Source organism: Paenibacillus hodogayensis (assembly GCF_039536325.1).
In the GTDB taxonomy this organism is placed as follows: domain Bacteria; phylum Bacillota; class Bacilli; order Paenibacillales; family NBRC-103111; genus Paenibacillus_AB; species Paenibacillus_AB hodogayensis.
This window is the reverse complement of record NZ_BAAAYO010000003.1, coordinates 1-23,103: the sequence shown is the minus strand read 5'-3', so window position 1 is coordinate 23,103 and position 23,103 is coordinate 1. Positions and strand designations below refer to the sequence as shown.

The 23,103-nt window shown below is 49.3% G+C and carries 20 protein-coding genes; 16 read left to right on the top strand and 4 right to left on the bottom strand.

Annotation, left to right across the window (positions count from 1 at the left end; genetic code table 11):
- Positions 1-4: 4 nt before the first annotated feature.
- The 4 genes from ABD796_RS09360 to ABD796_RS09345 all read right to left on the bottom strand — a co-directional run bounded on the left by ABD796_RS09360 (position 5) and on the right by ABD796_RS09345 (position 3,961).
- On the bottom strand, positions 5-988 hold the full coding sequence (locus ABD796_RS09360; RefSeq protein WP_344906393.1) for a Gfo/Idh/MocA family protein: 984 nt from the start codon (positions 986-988) through the stop codon (positions 5-7).
- A gap of 45 nt (positions 989-1,033) precedes the next feature.
- Positions 1,034-1,996 (bottom strand): carbohydrate kinase family protein, encoded by a 963-nt coding sequence (locus ABD796_RS09355; protein ID WP_344906390.1) that lies wholly within the window; start codon positions 1,994-1,996, stop codon positions 1,034-1,036.
- Positions 1,972-3,024, bottom strand: coding sequence for an SIS domain-containing protein (locus ABD796_RS09350; protein ID WP_344906387.1), 1,053 nt, complete (start codon positions 3,022-3,024; stop codon positions 1,972-1,974). The genes ABD796_RS09355 and ABD796_RS09350 overlap by 25 nt, the downstream gene beginning before the upstream one ends.
- A gap of 109 nt (positions 3,025-3,133) precedes the next feature.
- A complete protein-coding gene (locus ABD796_RS09345) occupies positions 3,134-3,961 on the bottom strand; it encodes a helix-turn-helix domain-containing protein (protein ID WP_344906384.1) in 828 nt (275 codons plus the stop codon).
- Positions 3,962-4,151: 190 nt separating this feature from the next.
- Here ABD796_RS09345 and ABD796_RS09340 point away from each other — a divergent pair, with 190 nt between their 5' ends.
- The 16 genes from ABD796_RS09340 to ABD796_RS09265 all read left to right on the top strand — a co-directional run bounded on the left by ABD796_RS09340 (position 4,152) and on the right by ABD796_RS09265 (position 22,868).
- Positions 4,152-5,492, top strand: a complete 1,341-nt coding sequence (locus ABD796_RS09340; protein WP_344906381.1) for a hypothetical protein — start codon at positions 4,152-4,154, stop codon at positions 5,490-5,492.
- Positions 5,493-5,603: 111 nt separating this feature from the next.
- Positions 5,604-7,820 (top strand): helix-turn-helix domain-containing protein, encoded by a 2,217-nt coding sequence (locus ABD796_RS09335; RefSeq protein ID WP_344906378.1) that lies wholly within the window; start codon positions 5,604-5,606, stop codon positions 7,818-7,820.
- Positions 7,821-8,035: 215 nt separating this feature from the next.
- Positions 8,036-9,022 carry an ABC transporter permease gene (locus ABD796_RS09330; protein WP_344906375.1) on the top strand — a complete coding sequence of 329 codons (987 nt, stop codon included), beginning with the start codon at positions 8,036-8,038 and terminating at the stop codon, positions 9,020-9,022.
- 36 nt (positions 9,023-9,058) lie between these two features.
- Positions 9,059-9,922, top strand: a complete 864-nt coding sequence (locus tag ABD796_RS09325) for a carbohydrate ABC transporter permease (RefSeq protein ID WP_344906372.1) — start codon at positions 9,059-9,061, stop codon at positions 9,920-9,922.
- 75 nt (positions 9,923-9,997) lie between these two features.
- Entirely contained in the window at positions 9,998-11,569 is a 1,572-nt protein-coding gene (locus tag ABD796_RS09320) for an extracellular solute-binding protein (protein WP_344906369.1), read from the top strand.
- A 117-nt stretch (positions 11,570-11,686) separates the two neighbouring features.
- Positions 11,687-14,341, top strand: coding sequence for a carbohydrate-binding protein (locus tag ABD796_RS09315; protein ID WP_344906366.1), 2,655 nt, complete (start codon positions 11,687-11,689; stop codon positions 14,339-14,341).
- 35 nt (positions 14,342-14,376) lie between these two features.
- Positions 14,377-16,692, top strand: coding sequence for a glycoside hydrolase family 2 protein (locus ABD796_RS09310; protein ID WP_344906363.1), 2,316 nt, complete (start codon positions 14,377-14,379; stop codon positions 16,690-16,692).
- A 23-nt stretch (positions 16,693-16,715) separates the two neighbouring features.
- Positions 16,716-17,969 carry a glucuronate isomerase gene (locus tag ABD796_RS09305; RefSeq protein WP_344906360.1) on the top strand — a complete coding sequence of 418 codons (1,254 nt, stop codon included), beginning with the start codon at positions 16,716-16,718 and terminating at the stop codon, positions 17,967-17,969.
- Between the two features lie 154 nt (positions 17,970-18,123).
- Positions 18,124-18,435, top strand: a complete 312-nt coding sequence (locus ABD796_RS09300; RefSeq protein ID WP_344906357.1) for an ArsR/SmtB family transcription factor — start codon at positions 18,124-18,126, stop codon at positions 18,433-18,435.
- 30 nt (positions 18,436-18,465) lie between these two features.
- Entirely contained in the window at positions 18,466-18,948 is a 483-nt protein-coding gene (locus tag ABD796_RS09295) for an SRPBCC family protein (RefSeq protein ID WP_344906354.1), read from the top strand.
- A gap of 269 nt (positions 18,949-19,217) precedes the next feature.
- On the top strand, positions 19,218-19,799 hold the full coding sequence (locus ABD796_RS09290) for a TetR/AcrR family transcriptional regulator (RefSeq protein WP_344906351.1): 582 nt from the start codon (positions 19,218-19,220) through the stop codon (positions 19,797-19,799).
- 15 nt (positions 19,800-19,814) lie between these two features.
- Positions 19,815-20,156: a DMT family transporter gene (locus tag ABD796_RS09285; protein WP_344906348.1), complete on the top strand. Its 342-nt coding sequence runs from the start codon at positions 19,815-19,817 to the stop codon at positions 20,154-20,156.
- Positions 20,156-20,470, top strand: coding sequence for a DMT family transporter (locus ABD796_RS09280; RefSeq protein WP_344906345.1), 315 nt, complete (start codon positions 20,156-20,158; stop codon positions 20,468-20,470). Before ABD796_RS09285 ends, ABD796_RS09280 begins: the two co-directional genes overlap by 1 nt.
- 22 nt (positions 20,471-20,492) lie before the next feature.
- Positions 20,493-21,356 carry a DUF4085 family protein gene (locus ABD796_RS09275; protein WP_344906342.1) on the top strand — a complete coding sequence of 288 codons (864 nt, stop codon included), beginning with the start codon at positions 20,493-20,495 and terminating at the stop codon, positions 21,354-21,356.
- A gap of 301 nt (positions 21,357-21,657) precedes the next feature.
- Positions 21,658-22,539 carry a DMT family transporter gene (locus ABD796_RS09270; protein WP_344906339.1) on the top strand — a complete coding sequence of 294 codons (882 nt, stop codon included), beginning with the start codon at positions 21,658-21,660 and terminating at the stop codon, positions 22,537-22,539.
- Between the two features lie 176 nt (positions 22,540-22,715).
- Positions 22,716-22,868: a hypothetical protein gene (locus tag ABD796_RS09265; protein ID WP_344906336.1), complete on the top strand. Its 153-nt coding sequence runs from the start codon at positions 22,716-22,718 to the stop codon at positions 22,866-22,868.
- Positions 22,869-23,103: the final 235 nt, after the last annotated feature.

The window sequence follows — 23,103 nt, the reverse complement described above, 5'->3', positions numbered from 1 at the left end:
CCACTTAGGGCTCAAGTCTGACCTCTTCGTCACGTTCCGCCGATCGATATACGGCTTCAATCACGCGAACGATAGAACGGCCATATTCACCAGAGGAATAAGGTTGTCGTCCTTCCTGAATGCATGCCGCCAGATCAGTCAATTGCAGCACGAATGGATTGACCGCATGTTCGATAGGAACTTGGCGGTACTTGCCGTCTTCACTAATCCATACGGAATCGTGGTTAATGATCTTGATCATCCCATGGGTGAATATGAGCTCCGTTTCTTCCCGATCGGCTCCCTCATAACCAGACAAGTTAACCGTACAGGTAACACCCTCTGACGTTTCCAGCATCATGACCGCGCTGCCTTCCATATCCGGGTAAAGCTCGGCGTGATAGCTAAGCGACGCGCGCACACGTGTGATGCGGCTGTCCGTCAGCCATTGGATTTTATCGATAGCATGAGCGCCCAAGTTGAATACGATGCCCCCGCCAGATTTGGCTTTGTCCAAAAACCAGGCAGGGCGGTCCGCATGGAAATAGGCGCCGTGCCGAACATCGTGAATCATGACCAGCTTGCCTAGCGAACCGCTTTGCACTAGAGCTTTGCCCTTCAGATTATGTGAAATATATTGTTGGGTTTGCCCGACGAGCATCACAACATGATTTCGTTCGACGGCCTCGTTGATCGCATCACATTGTTGTACGGATATCGCCATGGGCTTCTCCAAAAGCAAATGACATCCGCGGTCTGCGCAATAAATAGCGGCTTCCAGGTGAAGAAAGTGGGGAAGGGCGATAATCGCGATGTCAGGCCGCATCTCCTCCATCATAAGCCGATAATCCGTATAAGCCTTCAAACCGAACCGTTGCGCGCATTCGTCTCCTCTTGCAACGTTGACATCGGCAATGGCCACTGCTTCCATATGCGGCATCGACGCAATTGCGCGCAAATGATAATCCCCAATAATTCCTGCACCAAGTAACGCTACTCTCAATCCCATATGCCTCAACATCTCCTCAGTACGTTAGCTCCATCGTCTGGTAAGCTATCGTTTGTCCGCTAAAAGTCGGATACACTCCTCCAACCCGATTTGACCGGCTACGCCACCCGATTGAGTCGTGTTCATTCCACCGCAGATGCAGCCCATGTGCAAGCAGGTTTCAACATCATAGCCAGCAAGGAATCCGTGTACGAATCCGGCATCAAAGCTGTCCCCTGCGCCCACAGAGTCGACGACACGAATATCTTTGAGCGACTGTGCTCTAAAGCGTTGTCCTTGGTGATAGGCAAATGCACCTTCCCCACCGTCCTTCACTACGATTAGAGGAATGATGTCTTGCAGGGCAAGGATTGCATCTTCAACCGTGGATTGGCGCGTAATTGCCTTCAATTCATTGACGTTCGGGAGGAAAATATCCACATAAGGGAGCAGCTCCTGCAATCCATCTTCCCAGCGTTCATCAGGGTCCCAGTTCGTGTCGAGACTGATGGTCATGCCATTCGCTTTCGCTTTCTTGGCGATGGCCACCCAATGAGGCTGTAGTTTCTTCATCAGGAAGTAACTGCCAATATGCAGATGTCGAGCGCTCTCGAGCAATTCGTTCGGAATGTCATCTAGCCCTATGGCATCGAGTGAACCAAGATGAGTAAGAATGGCTCGATCGTTCGCATCGCACAAGGCAATACTCATTCCCGTCTTATAGCTCGGATCCGTGTGAACGTAATCCATGACAATACCGGATTGTTGCAAGTAATGTCGTACAATTACGCCGAATGGATCATCGCCAACAATGCCGACGCCTGCCGTGTTTAATCGCAATTTGGCCGCTTGGGAAGCGAATATACAGCAAGAACCACCGAGTTCGATCGAGTAATCACCCACAAGCTGTTCCGCTTGCCCGAATTTAGGAATAATGTCCCCGCCTCGAACGATTAAGTCGACACAGACGTCCATGAAGGTAACAACATCGAATCGTTTGGTCATTAAGGTGTACCGATTTGAATCCATGGGTTTAGTCCTTGCGGCGAATCGGGATTCACACCTTTCTGGATCGCTTTGTAATACGCCACACCCTGCGCGACGAAGGACCCCAGAAACGCTGTTAGTTCAGTATGGGATTGCTGTTCCAGAGAAAATAATTCATTCAGCTGTTGAAACGTGCCCGCTTTTCCAATCGCAATGACTTCAGCCCCCTTATTCCGGCAATCCTGTGCCAAATCCTCCTCCAGACGTTGCCCTTCCGTACTGTTGCCGCTGCTGAACAGGACGACGAGCGTTTTGGCATTCACATTGACGATAGGCCCATGCCGCAGTTCCAGCGTATTGTAGAAGGATACCGGAATCTGAGCCATCTCTAGCATGATTAGCGCCCCTTCACAGGCTACTCCGAACAAACTTCCATTGCCAAGTGCAACGACATGATCCCAAGGTTGTTCAGCAATGCGTTTCAGTCTGTCTTCATTCGCACGAATGATCATGCTTGCGTTCTGGATATAGCGATCAGCTTCTTCAATCAACGAGTGATCATGGGACCAGATGGACGTGAGGAATAACTGGGTCATATACAAACTGACGAAAGAACGAGTTTGGCAGACGCTCGCTTCATTGCACCAAGGAATGTAGAGGCACAGATCGGATATCTGGGCTAGCGGACTATTCTCGTATTCCACGATAGAGAGGACCGAACTATGGTAGGATTCCTTAAGTAGAGTTACAGCCTGTATCGTTTCTGATGTCGAGCCCGAACGGGAGGGAGCGATGATAAGAGGTTTAGTAAACCGTTTCTTGTAATAGTCCTGATTGAGAAGCACGTCCCCGCTTGCTACTGTATAGCAGCGCACCCCGAGCTTATGTTCCATGGTGACAGAAGCCGATAACGAGCCCCAATAGCTGGACCCGCATGCAACGAAGACGATCTCCTGTGGTTTCTCGCTCTCGAATAGCTGGGAAATGGATTCCCGCTGGGCCTGAACATATTCTGATGTTTGTTTTAAACTGTCGTACTGTTCGAATATCTCAATATAGGATTGGTACATGGAGCATTCCACCTTTTCGATTATAGAATTTCAACCCTAATTGTAATTAGAACGCATTCAATAATATATAGGCGTATTAGCTTTTTATATGGATAAATCGACTGGTTGACTAATGAACTCGGAGTATATACAAGGCTCGAAAGCCAGAAGGGGAATAACTCGAATAATCGCGAAATACTCTGGCGAAGTGGCTGGAATTCGTAAAACCTAAGTTCAAGGCAATCTCCTTGATGCTCCGTTCAGGAAGCTCGATCAGGTCCTTCTGGGCTTGAAGCATCTTGAGCTTGGTGAAAAATTCAATCGATGACATTCCGAATTTCCGCTGGATGAGTCTGGTTAAATGTTGACGCGATAGCCCAAGTTCCTGTGAAGTGCGGGCTACATCTACCGGGGAGGAAAGGTTGGCTTTCACCCAATCGATCGCCCGTTGAAGATGAATGTTCGTGGAATCAGCAGACTCTGTCATATCCGAGTCGGATTTGAACTGCATGAAGAAGTGGATCAGAATACGATACAGGATGACAGATACCCGATCAATGACAAAATGGTTCTCCACTTCCTCCAATACGGACAGGATGTCCAGATGGATACTCGGGTGAGAAGTGTCTTTGATCGCAACATAGGAATGATCAATTCCGTATTGCTCCATTAGCTGGTCCGCCAAGTAGCCATTGAAGGAAACCCAGGATAACTGGTACATCTGTTTCTGATAGTGATATTCATGAACAGTACCCGGTCGAATCAACAAGAGGCGACCCGGCTTCAAATCGATGAAGGCTTCCCCGATTTTAACGGTACCTTCCCCTTGATAACAGCACACGATCTGATAGAAAGGCCAATCACATTTTTCGGTATGTATTATTTTCTCATAACCTGCATCGACGGCTACCAACGGAAGAGAGGGGGCGTTGATTTTCGGGGCGAACTTGATATACATCCGACTGTACCTCCATCCATCGTTTTCTCACAGTCTCTACAAGGTTCATCATAGTATGAAGGGTCAATCTTAACAATGCACAATGTTCCATTCAGAACACCGTACGACATATTGGTTCTTTTGAGGGGAGAAGATCAGCTCTATAATTCCAAGTAGAAACAGGAAACCAATCAACAAGGAGTTGTAGTTCATGCATCAGTATGCAGGTATTCAAAATGCTCAGAAGCTGGGGCAATACGATGTGGAACAATCTTCAAAGATCGTAAAACGATTAGCGTATTCGCACTACCGGCTCATGATGATCGGAGCTGCACAGCTGCCAGCCCGAATGAACTGGGATTTCAAGGCGGGATTGGCGAGAAGTGTATATGAGGATGCTCAAGCGATGAAGATGTGGGTAGACCGCGCTTCAGAGCTGCGCAACCCGCAGTTGCAGAAGATGAAATCCCCCGATCCCTGGCTGGAGTTATTTTGGGATGAATTGCTTATGGCCCGCTCGGATTACGAACTGTGGGTAGGGGTATATGAGGTAGCCAAACCGGCAATTACCCGATTATACGAGCAATATCTGGAATCCACTCAGCCACTCGTCGATTACCCGACGGTTCGATTGATGAAGCATGCCAGGCTGGATCTTGAGGAACAACTCGCCTGGGGGGCGGCGATTCAACCCGTATTACTCGAAGATGCCCGTTATTTCAATGCCCATTCCGATCAATATCATGTCGTCATTGATGATGAAGCCAGTGCGCAACCGTACAAGGATCATTTGCTTGAGCTGCTTCATAACTGCGGCGGCATGGCGGGTGAAGCCGTTGAGAACAATCGAACGCCAATCCGTTGGAGATCCAAAGAAGCTTACCGCATACCGGATAAAGCTGTTCGTGATCCACGTATGGGCGGTGATACATTGGGCCGCACAGGTGTAAAGAACCAACCTGACGACGATGTGATTGCCGGGGCCGCGGAAGCTGCACGCATCCGTCAAGAGGAGCTGGGGGCGGCCGAGCTCTGTGCGGCAACTCTCGTCATGCAGCAAGGCATGCCATGGGAGTTTTACGATGACTTGTCCAGGCACTGTTGGGATGAGATGCGGCATACGTTGTATGGCCAAGCAGTCCTCGACCTGGGAGGGTTCGAGTGGTTCTCCCAACCCCAGTTCAAGGGTGATTATGATCCGCATATGGATAAACCGGTTGCCGCTTCCTACGTTTGGTTATCTGTCGGCATTGAGGGAGAGGCGATGAAGAAGGAACAGATGCCCAAGGAGTCGAGATTTTACACAAAGTTGGCGCAGCAGAGGGAAGAACCTTTCGTGAAACTGCTGGCTCAAGGAATCGACTTTGACTGGGCGGACGAAGTGACCCACCACCGATACGGACGAAAGTGGGCAGAGGAGTTAGTAGGCGGATACGGAAATGCCAGGCTGATTGCGGATAAAGAGATGGCCCTGAATAATGAAAGAATGAGGGTGGATACCCGTAATTACTGGACGGGCAAAATGTTCAGTCATCGTTATATAGGTTCATAAATGATGAGGTCGGAATCATCAACGTAAATTTCTCCCTGAACGTTCTCAAAAGTTGCAACCACCTATGATATAATGGTAAAACGAATGAGAGCGCATACAGGGGGGAGACGCATGCGGAGATTTGGCGAAGTATGGGGAAGTTACTTTATCCGGCTTGTTATGTCATACATTCTTCTTGCTATAGTATTGATTGCTGCCGTAGGCGGTTATTTGTTCACGCAGGCCAATGGGCTGATGGTGGGGGAAATGACTAGAGAGAGCACATCCCGCCTGAATACCGCAAAAGATTATTTAGAGAAAAACGTATTGCAGAAATATGTGGACGGCTTAACGAGCCGGTATTTCGTCGGTATCGAGCCTGATCTGAAAGGGATTCTATACAATCTGCTCGATACCGGCTGGGAAGGCAACATTTCTAACATCGTATCGCTGGTGAATCAGATGAACTTCATTCGTTCGGCGGACGATGGCATTGCGGGTATCACGATTTTCTTTAATAAGGATCGGTTCGTTCTGGATAACAATTATTTCTACACTCAACTGGAAGCAGGCAAAGATCAAGCCTTTATCGAGCAGTTAGCGACTGTTCCGAAACAGCGGTGGATCGGGCGAACCCTTCCAGATGGTAAACAAGTACTCACGTATGTGCTCACCCTTCCCTACGGGTTCCCGGAGGATAAAGCAAAAGGCCATATCTACATTGATATTAGACGCGATTATTTGTCCCGTTCTTTAGCTCAAGTGATGAATACTCCATTTGAACGGCTATATGTGCTGAATGGGAGCGATCGTCCTTTATTGAGTACTGGACCCGAAGACCCGTTAGAAGCGGATCATGTACTGCAAGCTCTTAGCTCCACGACCGATTCCAATGTGAAGATCGAGAAAGACAGTCAGGGAAGTAAAATTTTTGCCACACTGAATGGAGATTCAGCGTCGGGATCGTTCCAATACACCATCGTTCGCCCCTTCGACACATTCGTTCTTTCCTCCAAACAATTCCAGCAACAAGTTATTGTGAGCTGTGCGCTCATGCTGTTGCTAGGCTGGTTAATCGCTTTCGTTATATCCAAACGGTTCTACGTGCCGCTGAAGGCGCTTCTTCATACGATTCGAGGGCTGTACCAGAACAATCCTTTACCCGTGAAAGGCATCAAAGAATATAAGCTCATTGATCATACGTTGCAATATTTGGATGATAAAATAGCCATTCTTGAAACAAAAGTGAAGAAAAACGAAATCACCAATTTTCTCTTGGGCAACATGGCCGAGCTGCAAAGTGTGAACCTGCCGCTCGACTGCCTGTATGTTACGGTAAATATTCAGTTGGCACGGGGAGATAGTGAATCGTTTCGCAGCACTTATTTGGAGAATGGTCATTCGATTCCGTATGAAATCGCGATGATGAGTACGGATCAAGTGGTGATCCTGTACTTCTTGGGGTTGGATGACCCCGAGCCTATTGAAAGGGTTAAGGCGGAGTTGATTCAATTCCGAATGGTCTCGCAATGGTCTTTCTCAGCTTCAATCGGACCGTCGGTAAGCTCGCTGGAAGACATTCGGGCTGCTCATCAGTTGGCGAAGGAAGGATTACTGTATACGTACTTGTACGGCCCGCAAATGATTATAGCAGATCTAGATTTGCAGATGTTAAGCAGTGTGCAGCATGTATTCGCATTCACGCAGATCAAGAATGCGATTCGCGCCGGGAACACGGTAGAAGCGGAACGGTTCTTGACTGACTTTGCGATCCGATCACAGGCATCCGTTCGTATAGAGGTTGTGGAACTGTCCGTTATGCAGTTGTTAACTGCACTGTCGGAAGCGGTTCTCGAACTGAATCTCCATCATATCATCCCTAGCTCGGAGCTGTTCCGTGCAGAGAAGAAACCGACATTTGAAGAAACGATGGACTGGATTCGCGGTCTGGTCATACAGATGACCGTCTATATTCAAGTCGGTAAGACCAAGGGACATACCGAGCTGGTACATCGACTCAAAACCTATATTGATGAACATCTGCATGAAGAATTGTCGCTCGATGTGCTGTCAGAGGTCGCTTCGTTGTCAAGCTCTTATATATCCACTTTGTTCGCGGATATACTGAACATCTCATTCACGGATTATGTGACGAAAGCGCGATTGCAGATGGCTACGGAGTTGCTGAAGACCGAATCCTCCTTGACTGTCGCTGACATTGCGACCCGGGTTGGCTATCGGAACTCCCAATATTTTTGCACAAAGTTCAAAGCGAAGTATGGCATTACTCCGATGCAATACCGCAATGCATGGGCGGGGTCAGGCATAGCGAAGCTGGAATTGAAATAATCGGCAAGCTTATTGAAAAGAAATGGGCTGTTCACAATCCAAATTGTGAGCAGCTTTTTTTGTAGAAAGTATTTCATTTTCTTTGAATTCCGAGGTTGTGAATGAGTCTATAATGGTTGATCCAAAGAAAATGAATGATTTCAAATGATATTGCAATGGATAAAGCGCTTACAGTGAGCTAGCATGGAATCATAACAGAAGGAGGGAGAACTTGCTTGAGACAAAAACAAAATGCGCCACTCGCTATTGACGGGAGCCCTGAGGCGGCCACAGACGCCAGAGCGAAAAATTATCGACCCTCCCAGTGGAAGGAGTATTATAAAAACCGCTATTTATTTCTGCTCTTGGCACCCGTACTGATCTGGTACGCCATTTTCGCTTACGGGCCGATCTATGGGATCCAACTTGCCTTCAAGGAGTATCGAATTTTAGAAGGGATAACTGGAAGTCCGTGGGTCGGGATGGCTAACTTCAACTATTTATTCTATGCTTCACCCGATTTCTGGACGGTACTTGCCAACACACTTCGATTAAGCTTGTACCACATCATCTTCGGATTTCCTGCACCGATCATTCTTGCCTTGTTGTTCAATGAAGTTCGTTACACCAAATTCAAGCGGATCACTCAGACGCTGACGTATTTGCCCCACTTTTTGTCCTGGGTCGTGTTGTCTGGCATCTTGTTCATCATCTTGTCCCCGACTACAGGGGTCGTCAATTTTATGATGCAGAAGGTGGGCTTGGAGCCGATCTACTTCCTCGGGAACAGCCATTACTTCCGCTTCACTCTGGTCGTATCCGCGATCTGGAAGGAAGTCGGCTGGGGGACGATCATCTACTTAGCGGCGTTAGCCAGTATTGATCCGCAGCAATACGAAGCAGCTGTTATTGACGGGGCGAACAGATGGAAGCAGACGCTGCACATCACACTTCCGGGGTTACTTCCGGCGATCGCCATTATGTTTATACTGCGAATCGGCGGCATACTGGATGCCGGATTCGATCAGGTGTTGAATCTGTATACTCCAGGCGTTTATTCGGTGGCAGATATTATCGATACGTATGTGTACCGAATGGGCTTGACCCAAATGCAATTCAGTATGACAACTGCCGTTGGCTTGTTTAAGAACGTGATCGCATTTGCTCTCGTTCTGATGACGAACTATCTCGTGAAGCGCACCGGACAGGAAGGGCTCATGTAGCTCTCGCTCCCTACTCTAATCGAAAGGTGTGACGTCATGCATATGACGATAGGCGAGAAGGTGTTTCAAGCCTTCCTGCTGCTCTTCATTTCGCTGCTCTGTATTCTAATGCTGTATCCGTTCGTTCATGAGCTGGCCGTCTCGCTGAGCACGCCAGCGGAAGCGATTCGCCAAGGCATTCATATTATTCCGTTGGAGTTCTCCCTTGCGGCGTACAAGGAAGTGTTCTCATCCAAGACGGTCTGGAGCGGGCTTGGCAATTCCTTGTTCCGAACCGTAGTCGGGACGGCGCTGATGCTATTCATGATGACGATCGGAGCGTATCCGCTGTCCAAGAAAAACTTGCCACATCGCAACGTGTATACGATGTTCATCGTTATAACGATGTTCTTCAGCGGAGGATTGATCCCAACCTATCTGCTTATAAAGTCGTTGCATCTCATCGATTCCCGCTGGGCACTTATCATTCCCGGATTAATTAATACGTTCTCTATGATGATCATGCGCAATTTCTTCATGGGGGTTCCAGACGAGCTCGAAGAGTCGGCGAAGATCGATGGTGCGAATGATATTCGTATCCTGTTCACGATCGTCGTACCTCTCTCCATGCCGATTATGGCGACAGTTGGTCTGTGGTCTGCTGTGTATCACTGGAATGGCTGGTTCGATGCCCTGATCTATATTCAGGATAGTTCCAAGCAGGTGTTGCAGATCTACTTGCGTAAGCTTGTCGTCAGCAATGAAGATACCGCACTACAAGCGATGATGAGTGGGACTGTAACGTCAGAGAGTATCAAGGCGGCGGTTATTATGTTCGTCACGATGCCGATTCTCGTGATCTATCCCTTCTTGCAAAAGTATTTTGTCAAAGGCGCACTCATCGGCTCACTTAAAGGTTAAACCCGGTTTATATGGAAGGTGGTATGCATCGTTTCCGTATAAATAGATATTACAAAGATAAGGGAGGCAAAACGGATGAAGAAAGTGAAACAAAATGTTTCTGTTGTACTCGCAATAGCCGTCACAGCCACATCACTCGTAGCCTGCAATACGGACACGCCCAAAGCAACAACAGGAACTTCAACAACACCCAAAGAGCCGCCTATGGTCATAACTTGGACGGGGCGTAACCCTCCATCCTCGGATGACAATGCAGCCCAAAAGTATTTGGAGCAAAAATTCAACGTCAAGCTCAAGAACATCAATCTGGATCCGACGACATGGCGTGACCAATTGAATGTGAAGATCGCCGCCGGAGAAATTCCAGATGTCATTACTCAGGATGCCGGTCTCGATCTGATGCAGCAATGGGCAGATCAAGGCGTCATCGCCAGCATCTCGGTGGAAGAAATCAAGAAATATATGCCTAAGTATTCCGCTGACATGGAGAAAATCGATCCTAATATATTTAGTTTCGGTTCATACAAAGGGAAAAACTGGGGTCTGCCCAAAGTATATCTAGAAGGAAAAAGCCCTTTCCTACCAGCCTTTAATGCAGACTGGATGAAGGCGGTCGGGGTTACCAAAGTTCCAGAAACGCTGCAAGAGGTCGAGGATTTGCTAACCAAATTCCGTAACAACGATCCAGATGGCAATGGCAAGAAAGATACGTATGGCCTCTCAGCTAGCAGTAAGGACGCTCCCGTGCAAATGTTCAGCTCGATCTTTGCTGCATTCGGCATCAAACGTCGCGGCTGGAATCTTGGGGCAGACGGTAAAGTCGTATACGGCATGATAACGGAAGAATCGCGCCAGGCGTTCAAGCTGCTAAGCAAATGGTACAAGGATGGCCTGATCGATCCGGAATTCGCAACAGACGACTGGATTCGCAACCGTGCCAACTTCCTTGGCGGCCGTATCGGGATGGTGGATTCGGGTATGTGGTACCACCTTTACGAGTCAGGTGCAGTAGGGGCGGAATGGAAAGCCAAAGGCCAGACGCTTGCGATCGGCAAAGGGTTCAAAGGCCCTTCCGGCAAAGCGATGCTCATGTCCTCAAGCACGATTCCGCAAGCGCCGCAGATGTTCAGCGCCGCACTGATGAAGGACGAAAAGAAGCGGATCAAAATCTTGCAAATGATGGAGGATATCGCGACGAACGAAGAGACTTATTTGATTACGGGTGCTGGTCGCAAAGGTATCGAATACGACCTTGTTGATGGATCCATTGTTGCAAAAGGGGATGGGACCGACCCCGTCAAACTAGCAGCTGCCGCTGGAGCCGGTATCTGGTTCAACCATGTGAAGGGCGCCGTTCCATCCATGAGTAAATTCGATAACCCGCAAGCTATGCTGGACTACAAGGAGAAGCTGAACAGCGGGATCGAAGTGACCAAAGACCCGGTCAATCCGGCGCTGCTTCCTTCGACGGCTACCGTATCCGCGACACTTAATAAACTGGTCGATGAGTACATGATCAAGTTGATTACTGGCGAAGTCGATACGGACAAAGGCTTCGATGCATTCGTCGCCCAATGGAAAAAAGCCGGCGGTGATCAACAGACGCTAGAAGTTAATCAAATATATGAAGAGCGCAAAAAGAAATAAACCGCGTTCCACAGTGACAGCTTACATGTTTGTCGATTGGGCGAGGGAAATCCCTCGCTCAATAACTGTTTTATCCGATCGTACTTTCATTAGAACAATCAAGGAGTGAATACACCGATGACGAACTCCGAAAACCGGGTGTATTATGTAGCGTTAACGGGCAGTGACAGCAACAATGGACAGTCCTTGGAATCCCCATTCAAGACGATTGGACGAGCTGCGGAGATCATGCAAGCAGGAGATTCATGTTACATTCGCGAGGGTACGTACCGGGAGACAGTCAAGCCTGCTGCGTCCGGGACCCAGTCTGCTCCAATCCGGTTCGAGGCATTCCAGGGGGAACAGGTTGTCGTGAGCGGCTGTGATCTTATTACCCAATGGACGCTCCACGAGGGGAGTATTTACAAAGGGGCTATGGATTGGAATGTCGAGGATGGCAATGGCAACATGATCTTCGTAAATGGAGAAATATGCGGCGAGGCCCAATGGCCAAACGTATCTGATCGATTAGCTCGCACGCAGTACGCCGTTGTTGACCGAGCCGAGAATGATAACCGGACAGGAGCGATATTCGACGAAGATTTGAAGGCATTTCCAGACGGCTATTGGGATGGCGCGATGGTAGCCTGCGTGAACGGTGTGGGGTACTTCATATCCACGGCACCCGTGAATCGGTTCGCATCCGGAACGCTTTATTATGACCAATGGGTCAGCTCGGCACCTTATTATCATGCAGGGGCAGGCGACATTTATTTCATTACCCGTTCCTTGCGGGCACTCGACACCGAGAAGGAGTGGTACTACGACAGCAGTGAACAGAAGCTGTACTTGTGGGCACCTGGCGGTGATCATCCGGAGCACCATGTCGTGGAGGCCAAGCGACGTGAGTATGCCTTCGATTTGCGAGACCGTGCTTATATTGAAGTAGTAGGGATCGGATGTCGGGCTGCCTCGATTACGACGCAAGAGGCTCATCATTGTCAGATTATCCGTTCAGCACTTTGTGGGCTTGATCGGTATTTTGGCCCCCGCCAATCGATCTACGGCAGGACAAAAGGCATTGAGCTGGGTGGCCGTAATAATGTATTGCGCGACTGCGAAATCTCACATTTTGAAGGGATCGGCATTCACATCTCCGGTGCTCGCAACCAGATAGTCAATTGTTATATTCACGATGGCAATTTCGAGTCGTCCTATGCCAGTCTTGTCTGGATGACAGGGTCTGATCATCTGATAAGCCACTGCACGATTACAAGATCGGGAAGGACGTGTGTGTCCGGGGTATTCGCACATTCGGTTATTCAATATTGCGATATTTCGTTTGCCAATTGTTTGACGAAAGATTCAGGAATCATTTATTTATTTAACCATGACTTCGACAATACAGAAATTCACCATAATTGGTTGCATGACAACGTATCGAACCATTTGAGTTTTGGCTTCTACATGGACGCTTGGACGAGCGGTGTGAATTTCTTCAACAATGTCGTCTGGAACATCCCGCATCACGGACTGCATATGAACCGCCCCATCCAGCGCGCGCTCATCTATAACAACACGTTCCATCGCAGTGCGAATACACGCTCATCCGTGTTCGCATTGGATGATATGATGGGGGTCCATCTGGCTAACAACATTTTCGCCGATGGCGAAATTATCGATTGGAGCGAGGAGAGTCTCGTTACGAACAACGTTATCGGCCAGGAGGTCCGGTTCGTCGATGAAGAACGCGGAGATTATCGCTTGCAGGCCAATTCCCCTGCGGTTGGGGCAGGGCTACGCATTAATGGAGTGACGGATGATCACCCGGGAGCGGCACCAGATGCCGGGGCATACCCTTATAACGGTGAATACTGGGCGCCGGGTTACAACTTCTCTCAATCGGTTCAGGCAAACTTACAATTTACCGCTCTTTCCGCGAAGAGTCAGATTGGCAATGTCGGCTTCGAAACAGGTGAATGGCATCCTTGGACCGTTTTAAGCGGCAATCCGTCCATCGTTTTCGAGTGTGCGTGGGATTATAGCAACTTCGGCTACAAATCCGTGACACGCAGCAATAAGTATGCGGCCATGCTGGGTAAAGGAGATGCGATCGAGCAGGTAGCAACAGGTCTTCAGCCGAATACAACGTATTCGTTCTGGGCTGGTATCCGTACTGGCGGCTATTATCGTTCTGCGGACAAGTACGACGAATGTCAGGCCAGTCACAGCTTCCATAAAGCACCGAACGGCGGCTTGCCCATCTATCGTGATGTCACCTACGTAGGGCCTTTACGGGATGGTGATTGGCTGAGATACAACGGTATCGACTTCGGTAAAAAGGGCAAGTACGATGTGTTCGACGCCGGAATGACCAAAATCGTTGGGCCGATCCTGCTGGAGGTAAGACTTGACCGTGCAGACGGGGAGCTGATTGGCACCGTATCGGTCGTATCGGAATACGACAATGTATGGAGGTACTTCTCGACGCCGATCCGCGGTGCTGCTGGCGTACATGATGTGTTCCTTGTGCTGAAGGGGGCAGGACAATGTTTGCTGCAGAGCTTCAAGCTCTATCATTCGCAGCATGCCAGCCCAGTGCGCATTTCAGTCCAGGGACACGATGGCGACAGCAAGACCCGCACCGTACGCAGGCTCAACTGGGATGCGCGGATGGAACATCTGGAGTTCACGACCGGGCCGAACGGGGACAGTGCGACAGTCTCGATTGAGAATGCCGGCGAACATTATATATATGTGGACGACTGCGGATTATGGAATCCGAAGCTGTAGGAGAAACAAATAATGAGGTTTTGGAGGCAGACAGAATGAACAGCAGATTTAGTTTAAACGGATCATGGAACCTGTATTACGGGCCCGAGCAAGGCCAAATGCCAATAAGCATAGAGGCCGTGAAGACAAGTGGCTGGCCAGTTATTGAAGCGAGCGTGCCCGGCAATGTTGAGATCGATCTAAGTCGTGCGGGTATTGAGCAAGACCCGTTCCTGGCCGAGCATGTATACGATTATCGCAAGTATGAGTTTTATCAGTGGTGGTATGAACGTTCATTCGATGTACCAGCAGATTTTATAGGACAAGATGTGATCTTGCGTCTGCACGGGATAGATACATTCGGTACGATCTGGATCAATGGTGAGCTAGCAGGAACCACCGACAATATGATGATTGAACATGACGTGAACATTACGGACTATGTGAACATCGGGCAGACGAATCATATCGCGATCCGCATCGAATCATCGATCAACCAAGCAAGGAAACAGAATTATCCTGTCGCGCTTGCAGGTTTGGAGCATCATGACGAGATGGTGTGGTTGCGCAAACCGCCACACGCATTCGGTTGGGATATAGCGCCAAGACTCGTATCCGCTGGCATATGGCGGGATATTGAGATCCTGGGCAGAGAGCGAACTTATTTGAAGGAAGTCTATTATTCGACGCAATCGATCATAAATGGTGCTGTTCAGTTGAAAGTAAATTACCGGTACGAGACCGATCAGCCCTTTCTGGATGCATTCTCCGTTAGACTGAAGGGGGTATGTGGCGATCATACCTTTGAATTCGAAGGGAAAACGAACTTTTGCTCGGACAATATTCAACTGACGATCCCTCAAGCGAAGTTATGGTGGCCAAGGGGGTACGGAGCCGCTCATCTGTATGAGGTAACCTTGGATTTGTTGTATGCAGGGGAAATTGTGGCTACTCGGACCGAGAAGATCGGGTTTCGCATCTTCAAGCTGGAGACGAATTTCGTACCAGGTGATGCAGGCGAGTTCAAAGTTATTGTGAACGACGTACCCATTCTCGTCAAAGGAACGAATTGGGTCCCGCTTGACGCGCTGCACAGCCGTGATAAAGGTAGACTGCAGGAAGCTTTCGATCTGATGGTTGATATTGGCTGTAATACGGTTCGGTGTTGGGGCGGCAATGTATATGAGGATCACGATTTCTTTGACCTGTGTGATCTTCACGGTATTCTCGTCTGGCAGGATTTCGCGATGGCTTGCGCCATTTATCCGCAAACGGACGATTTTGCAGACATGCTCCAAAAGGAAGCTGTCAGTATTATCAAGAAGCTGCGTAATCATGCTTCTCTCCTCCTGTGGGCCGGAGATAACGAGATTGATCAAGTGTACTACCGTTGGGGGCACCGGCTGCCTCATGCAAGGTTCAACCGCATTTCCAGAGAAATCTTGCCGCGCATTGTCGGAAGTCACGATCCGTATCGCGCCTTCGTTCCGTCGTCTCCGTACATGCCGGAGCATATCGAAGGCGGGGATCTGATGGTCCCTGAGCAGCATAATTGGGGGCCGCGCGATTATTTCAAGAGTGATTTCTATAAGCACTCCACCGCGCATTTCATTAGTGAGATCGGCTATCACGGCTGTCCGGCTATCGCTTCCCTGAAGAAGTTCCTTTCACCGGACAAGCTATGGCCCTATCAGAATTCTGAATGGGATACCCATAACACGGAATATTTGCCCTTGGAGAGACGTCGGTACGACCGGAACGAGTTAATGGTCAATCAAGTGAATACGCTGTTTGGCTTTATTCCGGATACACTGGAGGATCTGGCGCTTGCTTCTCAAATCTCTCAAGCCGAAGCGAAAAAGTTTTTTATCGAAATGGTCAGGTTGAAGAAGTGGCGAAGAACCGGTGTGATCTGGTGGAATCTGCTGGATTGCTGGCCGCAAATATCCGATGCCGTGGTCGATTATTATTTCTCGAAGAAGATCGCCTACTACTATATTAAGCGCGTTCAACAGCCGATCTGCTTGATGATGACCGAAATGGAGAATTGGCGCCATCGGATCGTATTGGGTAATGACAGCAATGAATCCGTATGGGTCGATTTTCAAGTTGAGGACGGAGACACGGGCGATATTTTGCTTGCCGGACAAGTGTACTCCCCGGCGAATGAAAATGTAGAAATCGACCAGATTAAACTGAACTCGGCCTCGCTGCAGAAGTTCTTTGTGATGAAGTGGACCGTGGGCGGGGTAACACAAGCCAACCACTACATCTCTGGTTACCCGCCGTATTCATTCGAGCAATATAAGATATGGTTAAGCAAGATTGAGAGCCTGCAACACCGTTTCAGCAGTGCGGATTGCTACAACTGAGGGATAGAAGGGAAGAGGAACCATTGAATAACTTGACGAGAGAATCATTGCCGGAAGCGATACGACAAATTGTTCATCAGCAGCCGATCACAGATATGCATACCCATCTCTACCCGCCGGAATTCGGCGGGCTCATGCTGCGGGGCATCGACGAACTATTAACTTATCACTATCTGGTTGCGGAAGTCATGCGCTGGTCGGATATGTCAATCGAACAGTTCTGGATGCTGAACAAGCAAGAGCAGGCCGAGCACATCTGGCAGAAGCTTTTCCTTGAACATTCTCCAGTAAGCGAAGCTTGTCGCGGGGTGCTTACATCCATCCAGGCCATGGGTATGGATATGAAGTCGCGTGACTTGAATCAATACCGCCAATTCTGTGCGGCGTTGTCTGCGGAAGAACATATCAATCTGCTCTTGCAGCGCTCCAACGTGGAGCATGTCGTGATGACGAATGATGTGTTCAGCACGGAGGAGCGAAACGTATGGTTGAGTGGCAAGAGCATTGATTCCCGCTTTCATGCGGTGCTGCGTCTGGATCCGCTGTTGAACGACTACTCGCGAACAAAAAGCTTGTTGCAGGGGTGGGGCTATCAAGTAGAGGAAGAATGGAGCGAGATCAGTCAGGCGGAAGTTAGACGATTTCTGCTGGACTGGATCGATCGGATGAACCCGCTCTATGTGGCGGTCTCGCTTCCTTCGACGTTCGTGTTCCCGGATGACTCGGATCGGAGCCGTTTGATTGCGGATTGTTTATTACCGGTATGCCGTGAGCGGGACCTTCCGTTTGCCTTGATGATCGGGGTGAAAAATAAAGTACATCCGGCGCTTGGCGATGCAGGGTACTACGTAGGGAAGGCGGAGACGGGCGCACTTGAACATCTGTTGATGCGATACCCATACAACAAATTTTTCGTCACCATGCTCTCACGGGAAAATCAGCATGAGTTGACCGTATTGGCACGAAAGTTCCGTAACCTGATGGTGTTCGGATGCTGGTGGTTTTTGAATAACCCGGTGTTAATCGGCGAAATGACGCGGATGCGCCTGGAATTGTTGGGGACAAGCGTCATCCCGCAGCATTCGGATGCGCGTGTATTCGACCAGCTGCTCTATAAATGGAGTCATTCCAAACAAATTATTAGTGATGTGCTGATTGAGAAATATAGCGATATTGCGGACACGGGATGGCAGTTGGAGCGAGAAGAGATCGAGCGTGATGTCGCTGATCTGCTGCACAACAATTTCTGGAACTTTTTGAGCAAAAAGCTGAGGTAGATTAGATGGAATCTTGAATTCGATAACCCTGAATCCGAGAAAAGGGCTGATGCTCGTTCCTCGGGTTTTTTTATTATTTACAAAGGTTTCATGCCCGAATAAATGTTCAATCATATTTCTTGAAAGAAATATAACCAAGTGGTAATATAATAACATGAACAACGATAAACTGTTTGAAGTGTTGGCTGAACCGAATCGCAGAAAAATGTTGGACTTGATGCTCGTTCGAGAACGGTCTGTCGGGGAATTAGTCGATCTACTGACGTTAAGTCAACCGGGAGTATCCAAGCATTTGAAGATTTTACGGGAAGCCGGTCTCGTTACGCTGCGAAAGGATGCCAAGCAGCACATGTATCGTTTGAACCCGCTGCCTCTGCAAGAGGTTCATCATTGGTTCGAGCCGTATCGGCAATTTTGGTCCACGAAACTGGATGTTCTGGAGAAACAGCTGGACCTGGAAGATTAACAATCTGGAAGCACGCAGAGGAGGGTACGGATGTTAGCCGTATTACAACAAACCGGGGATGGCTATGTGGCTCGTTTCGAACGCCATCTCAAGCATCCCGTCGAGAAAGTTTGGTCCTTCTTGACGGAAAATGACAAGTTAAAAAAATGGTTTTCCGAGCTGCACGTAGACGAACTCCGCGAAGGAGGGGTCATTCGGTTTGACATGCAGGACGGTACATTCGAAGAAATGAAAATCCTGGATTTCCGGCTGCACTCTGTATTGGAGTATACGTGGGGAGAAGACCGGGTTCGGTTTGAGCTATACCCCGAGCCCGACGGCTGCCGCCTGGTGTTGATTGAAACGATCACTGAGATTACCGATCACACCCCTAAAGATCTTGCAGGCTGGCACGTATGTTTGGATGTAGTCGAAGCGCTGCTGGATGATCGTACACTCGACTCGCGAAAAAAAGAATGGGAAGCGCGGTACAAGGAGTACGTTCAGCTGGTTGACGGTCTTTCTAAGCTGTAAACATAAAGGAGCTGCCCTTCAGTTGCAATGACTGTTGGGATGGCTCCTTTCTTCGTTTCTCACGATGAATCGATATGACAGAAGTCTACTTCTTACATGACGCCGCAGGGCGTCTTTTTTTATCATATTTTACTTGAAAGCGTGCCGGTTAAAACACGATTCCCATTGGCGCAAATATGTTGGCCGGAAAACTTGCAAAAATCAATTGCATTCCCATGATTTCTATGATTCAATAAACTGACGAACGTTCGTCAGTTAGGAGGGGTTCGATGACGGCAGTCAAAATAAGGGAAGTCGCGCTCTGCCACTTCGCACGAAATGGCTATGAAGGCGCCTCGCTCGCCGATATTGCTGCGGAAGTCGGGATCAAAAAGCAGTCGATATACAATCATTTCAAAGGCAAAGACGACTTGTTCCTCGCTGTCTTTCAAGATGTGGCTGTGAGGGAAATGCTCTTTGCCGAGGATTATGTAAAGCGAAGGGGCATGCTGTCGCTGGAAGAGATGCTGTACGGCTTTTTAAGTGAATATAGAAAGCGGTACGAGCGAGAAGACGATACAAAATTTTTTCTGCGAATGGCTTTTTTCCCTCCCGGTCACCTGCTGCGGGAAGTTGTTGTTTATTGCAATGACCACCTCGCCAGGATGGAGTTGTTGCTCATACCGCTCTTTGAATCCGCGGCCGGCAAAGGCGAGATGCATCCTGATATTTCCGTCGAACGAGCCATAGCAGCTTTTTCCGCGGTATTGGATGGCATGTTTGTCGAGATGCTATACGGCGATTTGGAGCGTTCTCTAAAAAGACTTGACGCATCTTGGTTCGTCTACTGGCGAGGGGTAAAGAACAGCTAGAGGAGGATTACACCTATGAACCGCAGTTGGATTTTCATTTTTGTCGGTGCGGTGTTCGAAGTCGTTTGGGTTATCGGCTTTAAGCACGCCGACAATTGGATGACGTGGACCGGGACGGTTGTCTCCGTTATCATTTCGTTTTACTTAGCGATCACCGCATCTCTAAAACTACCGGTAGGGACCGTCTATGCCGTCTTTACCGGACTCGGTACCGCAGGCACCGTGCTTGCCGAAATGGTCCTATTCGATGAACCGGTTAAATGGGCGAAGCTGCTGCTGATCGCTTTGCTTTTGACCGGCGTACTTGGCTTGAAATTGGTCGGCGGCTCTTCGGATTCCAAGGAGGTAGCGCGATAATGGCTTGGATATCGTTATTGTTAGCCGGCATGTTTGAAGTCGTAGGCGTGCTCGGGATGAACCGAATCAAACGGGATCGCAACGTAAAGGCTTTTCTCCTCTTTGCGATCGGAATCGTCATGAGCTTTCTATGCTTGAGCTTTTCAATGAGAAGTCTGCCCATGGGGACGGCTTATGCGATATGGACGGGAATCGGTACGATTGGAGGAGCGTTGGTCGGCATGTTTTTCTTCGGCGAATCCAAAGAGTGGCGCCGCATCCTGTTCATTGGCATGGTGTTGGCTGCTGCCGTCGGTCTGAAGCTTATTTCTTAGTAGGAGAGGAAAGAGGAAACCCGTGAAGTATTTGACAAAGGAATGGTACGACTTATGCCAGCGGACGGGACTTCACTTTGGCATGAGGGTGCACAACGGAGCCCATGCACACGACGAAGCTCTCTATTTGCGGCTCTATAAAAGAAAAGAAAAAGAATTTGTAAACATGCAGCGGGAGGTCTATGATGTCGATCCCCGGTTTATGCTGGAACAGGACGGCACGGTCCTTGTGCCTCTCCATACATTTTCCAGCGGAGATGAAATCTCAGAAGAGGATACAATCGTGTATCACATGCCGTCCGAAGAGAAGGCGCGCATCCAGAAATTAATTGCGGATTATGATGCCCGGCCTCCCTTTGATGAGATAAAATGCAAGCAAGAGTTCAGCCGCAATATGGAGTGGAGGTGCAGAGAAGAGGCGGCTCGGCTGCCACGCGAACTTTTTAGTCAAATTGCGGATATGCGGGTATTTGCTCTGGGTTACTGTACGAAAGATGTTCTGCGCGAGTTGAAAAAACGTAGCGAAGAAAATGAGAGGAACATGAAGCTTGTTTTGGATGAATTTACGAAGATGCAGCAAGCCCAGCATATTCCCGAAACTATCCTCGAAACATTTAATTTTCACGATTGTAAAGTGACGGAATGGGTCTCTGGTCAACAGGTTGTCATTCGACTCGACACCCAGGGAGGATTTACCGCTTTTAATAAAGTCACGTTCGTGGCTGCAGAAATAATAAAGCAAGAGGATCATTTTGTAGGGAGCACTTGGATTTATAACGAACTGTATCGCATCGACAATGGATATGAAGTCCATATGCTTTTTGCAGGTAAGGGAATGCCTGAACTGATCCTTCGCTGCCATGATATTGTTATAGAAAAAGAATGAGGAGAGGAAGGGCTATAGCAGAAGATGCAGAGCTGATTTCTGCATTGACGCGACGGCTCCCGGCATCACGGGGCTGACTACGATCAATGGGCCGAGCGAGCGCCAAACGCATGGGAAGAACGGTACAAAGAGCAAACCGAAAAAAGCTGGCTACCCGAAACGAGCTTCCTTCAGTCCGATACGACTGCAAGGACGGCTCTTTTTTATGCACAGCGGTGAGGCTACCCTCTACTCGGGATGGGCGGATTGTGCTATAATTCAGCGCAGTTGCTTAATGCCATCAACTAGAAGAGGTGCACGTATGGGGTACGTATTGCTCCTGCTGGCTACGCTGGCCTGGAGCTTCGTCGGAGTGCTGGTCAAGAGCGCGTCCGCGATGGTGGACAACTCGCTGATTACGTTTTCGCGCTTTTTTTTCGGAGTGGTCTTTCTCGGCATTTTTATTCTCATCAAGGAAAAACGGCTTCGTCCGCGCTTCAGCCTGAAATGGATCTGGATTGGAGCTGCGGGCAAAGGGGCCAATTACATTTTCGAAAATTTGGCGATTACGCTTGGCTACGCTTACGGCAACATTCTGGTACAGCCGGTCCAGACGGCGGCGCTGCTGATCGCAGCCGGTCTGCTGTTCAAGGAGCCGGTGAGTCGGCAGGGCTGGTCCGCCGCGGCGTTATGTATGCTGGGCGTGCTTGTGATCGGCTGGAACGGCTTGCCGGCCCGGGAGCTTCTGTCCGGCAGCGGGCTGACGACGCTGCTCTTTACGTTCGCCGGCATCGGAGCGGCCATTCACGTGCTCAGTCAGCGCATCCTGTTGAAAAGCATGGATTCCGGCAATATGAATCTGTCCGTTTTTATGGTCAGCACGCTGCTGGTCGCCTTGCCCATTCCGTTCGAGCCTCACCAGATTACCGGGCCGGTTACTGTATGGGGGATTACTACGCTGGTCGTGCTCGGGGTCATTACGGGGCTCAGCTTTTTATGGTTCGCGGAAGCGATCAAGCGGGTGTCGTTTGCCGTCGTGGCCGTCGTGGGCAACAGCTCGGTGCTGTTCTCCATTCTTTGGTCGTACTTGTTTTTCCACGAGCCGATTACCGGGTACGTGCTGACCGGCACGTTTATCTTTCTAGCGGGGTTCGTGCTGCTGAACGTCCCTTATGGCAAAAAAACGGCTAAACCGGCAAGCTAGCGCAAGTCAGAGCTAATCCAGCGTGTTTGGGAAGGGGCGATCCCTTGCCATGGAAGGGATTCGGTCCATTCCAAGGATACCGTTTAAGGTCTGACTTTGTACAAGTACGTTGACCGCATCAAATTCAGGGTAAGATGTTTTAGTTTCCCTCTGATTTGCTTGGTTGTGAGATGCGGGTGGAGCGGGATTTTCTCGAGGCGATCCGCAGTGGGCGCAAAGGCTCTCCATCGTTCCGGGACGGGGTCCGCTATACGGTGCTGTCGCAGGCGATTGTCGATGCGGCGGCAACCGGGCGTCGAACGGACGTGTACCGGCTGCCGGACGCGTAAACGGTAGGACAGAAGAAAAAAGCGAGACTGAAGCCCACGTTAATGCTCGAAAGAGCATTATTTCGCGACGCTAGGCCGCTCCGGCGCGGAATAATGTCGGAAAGAGCACTAACGTCGGATGAGGGGCAGCAGATCGGCCGTATTCCAGCCGGGAAGCCCACGTTAATGCTCGAAATGGACTTATGTCAAGAAAGTGGACAGTGAATTAAGGAACCTTTAGCTGGAGCGGCGTTTG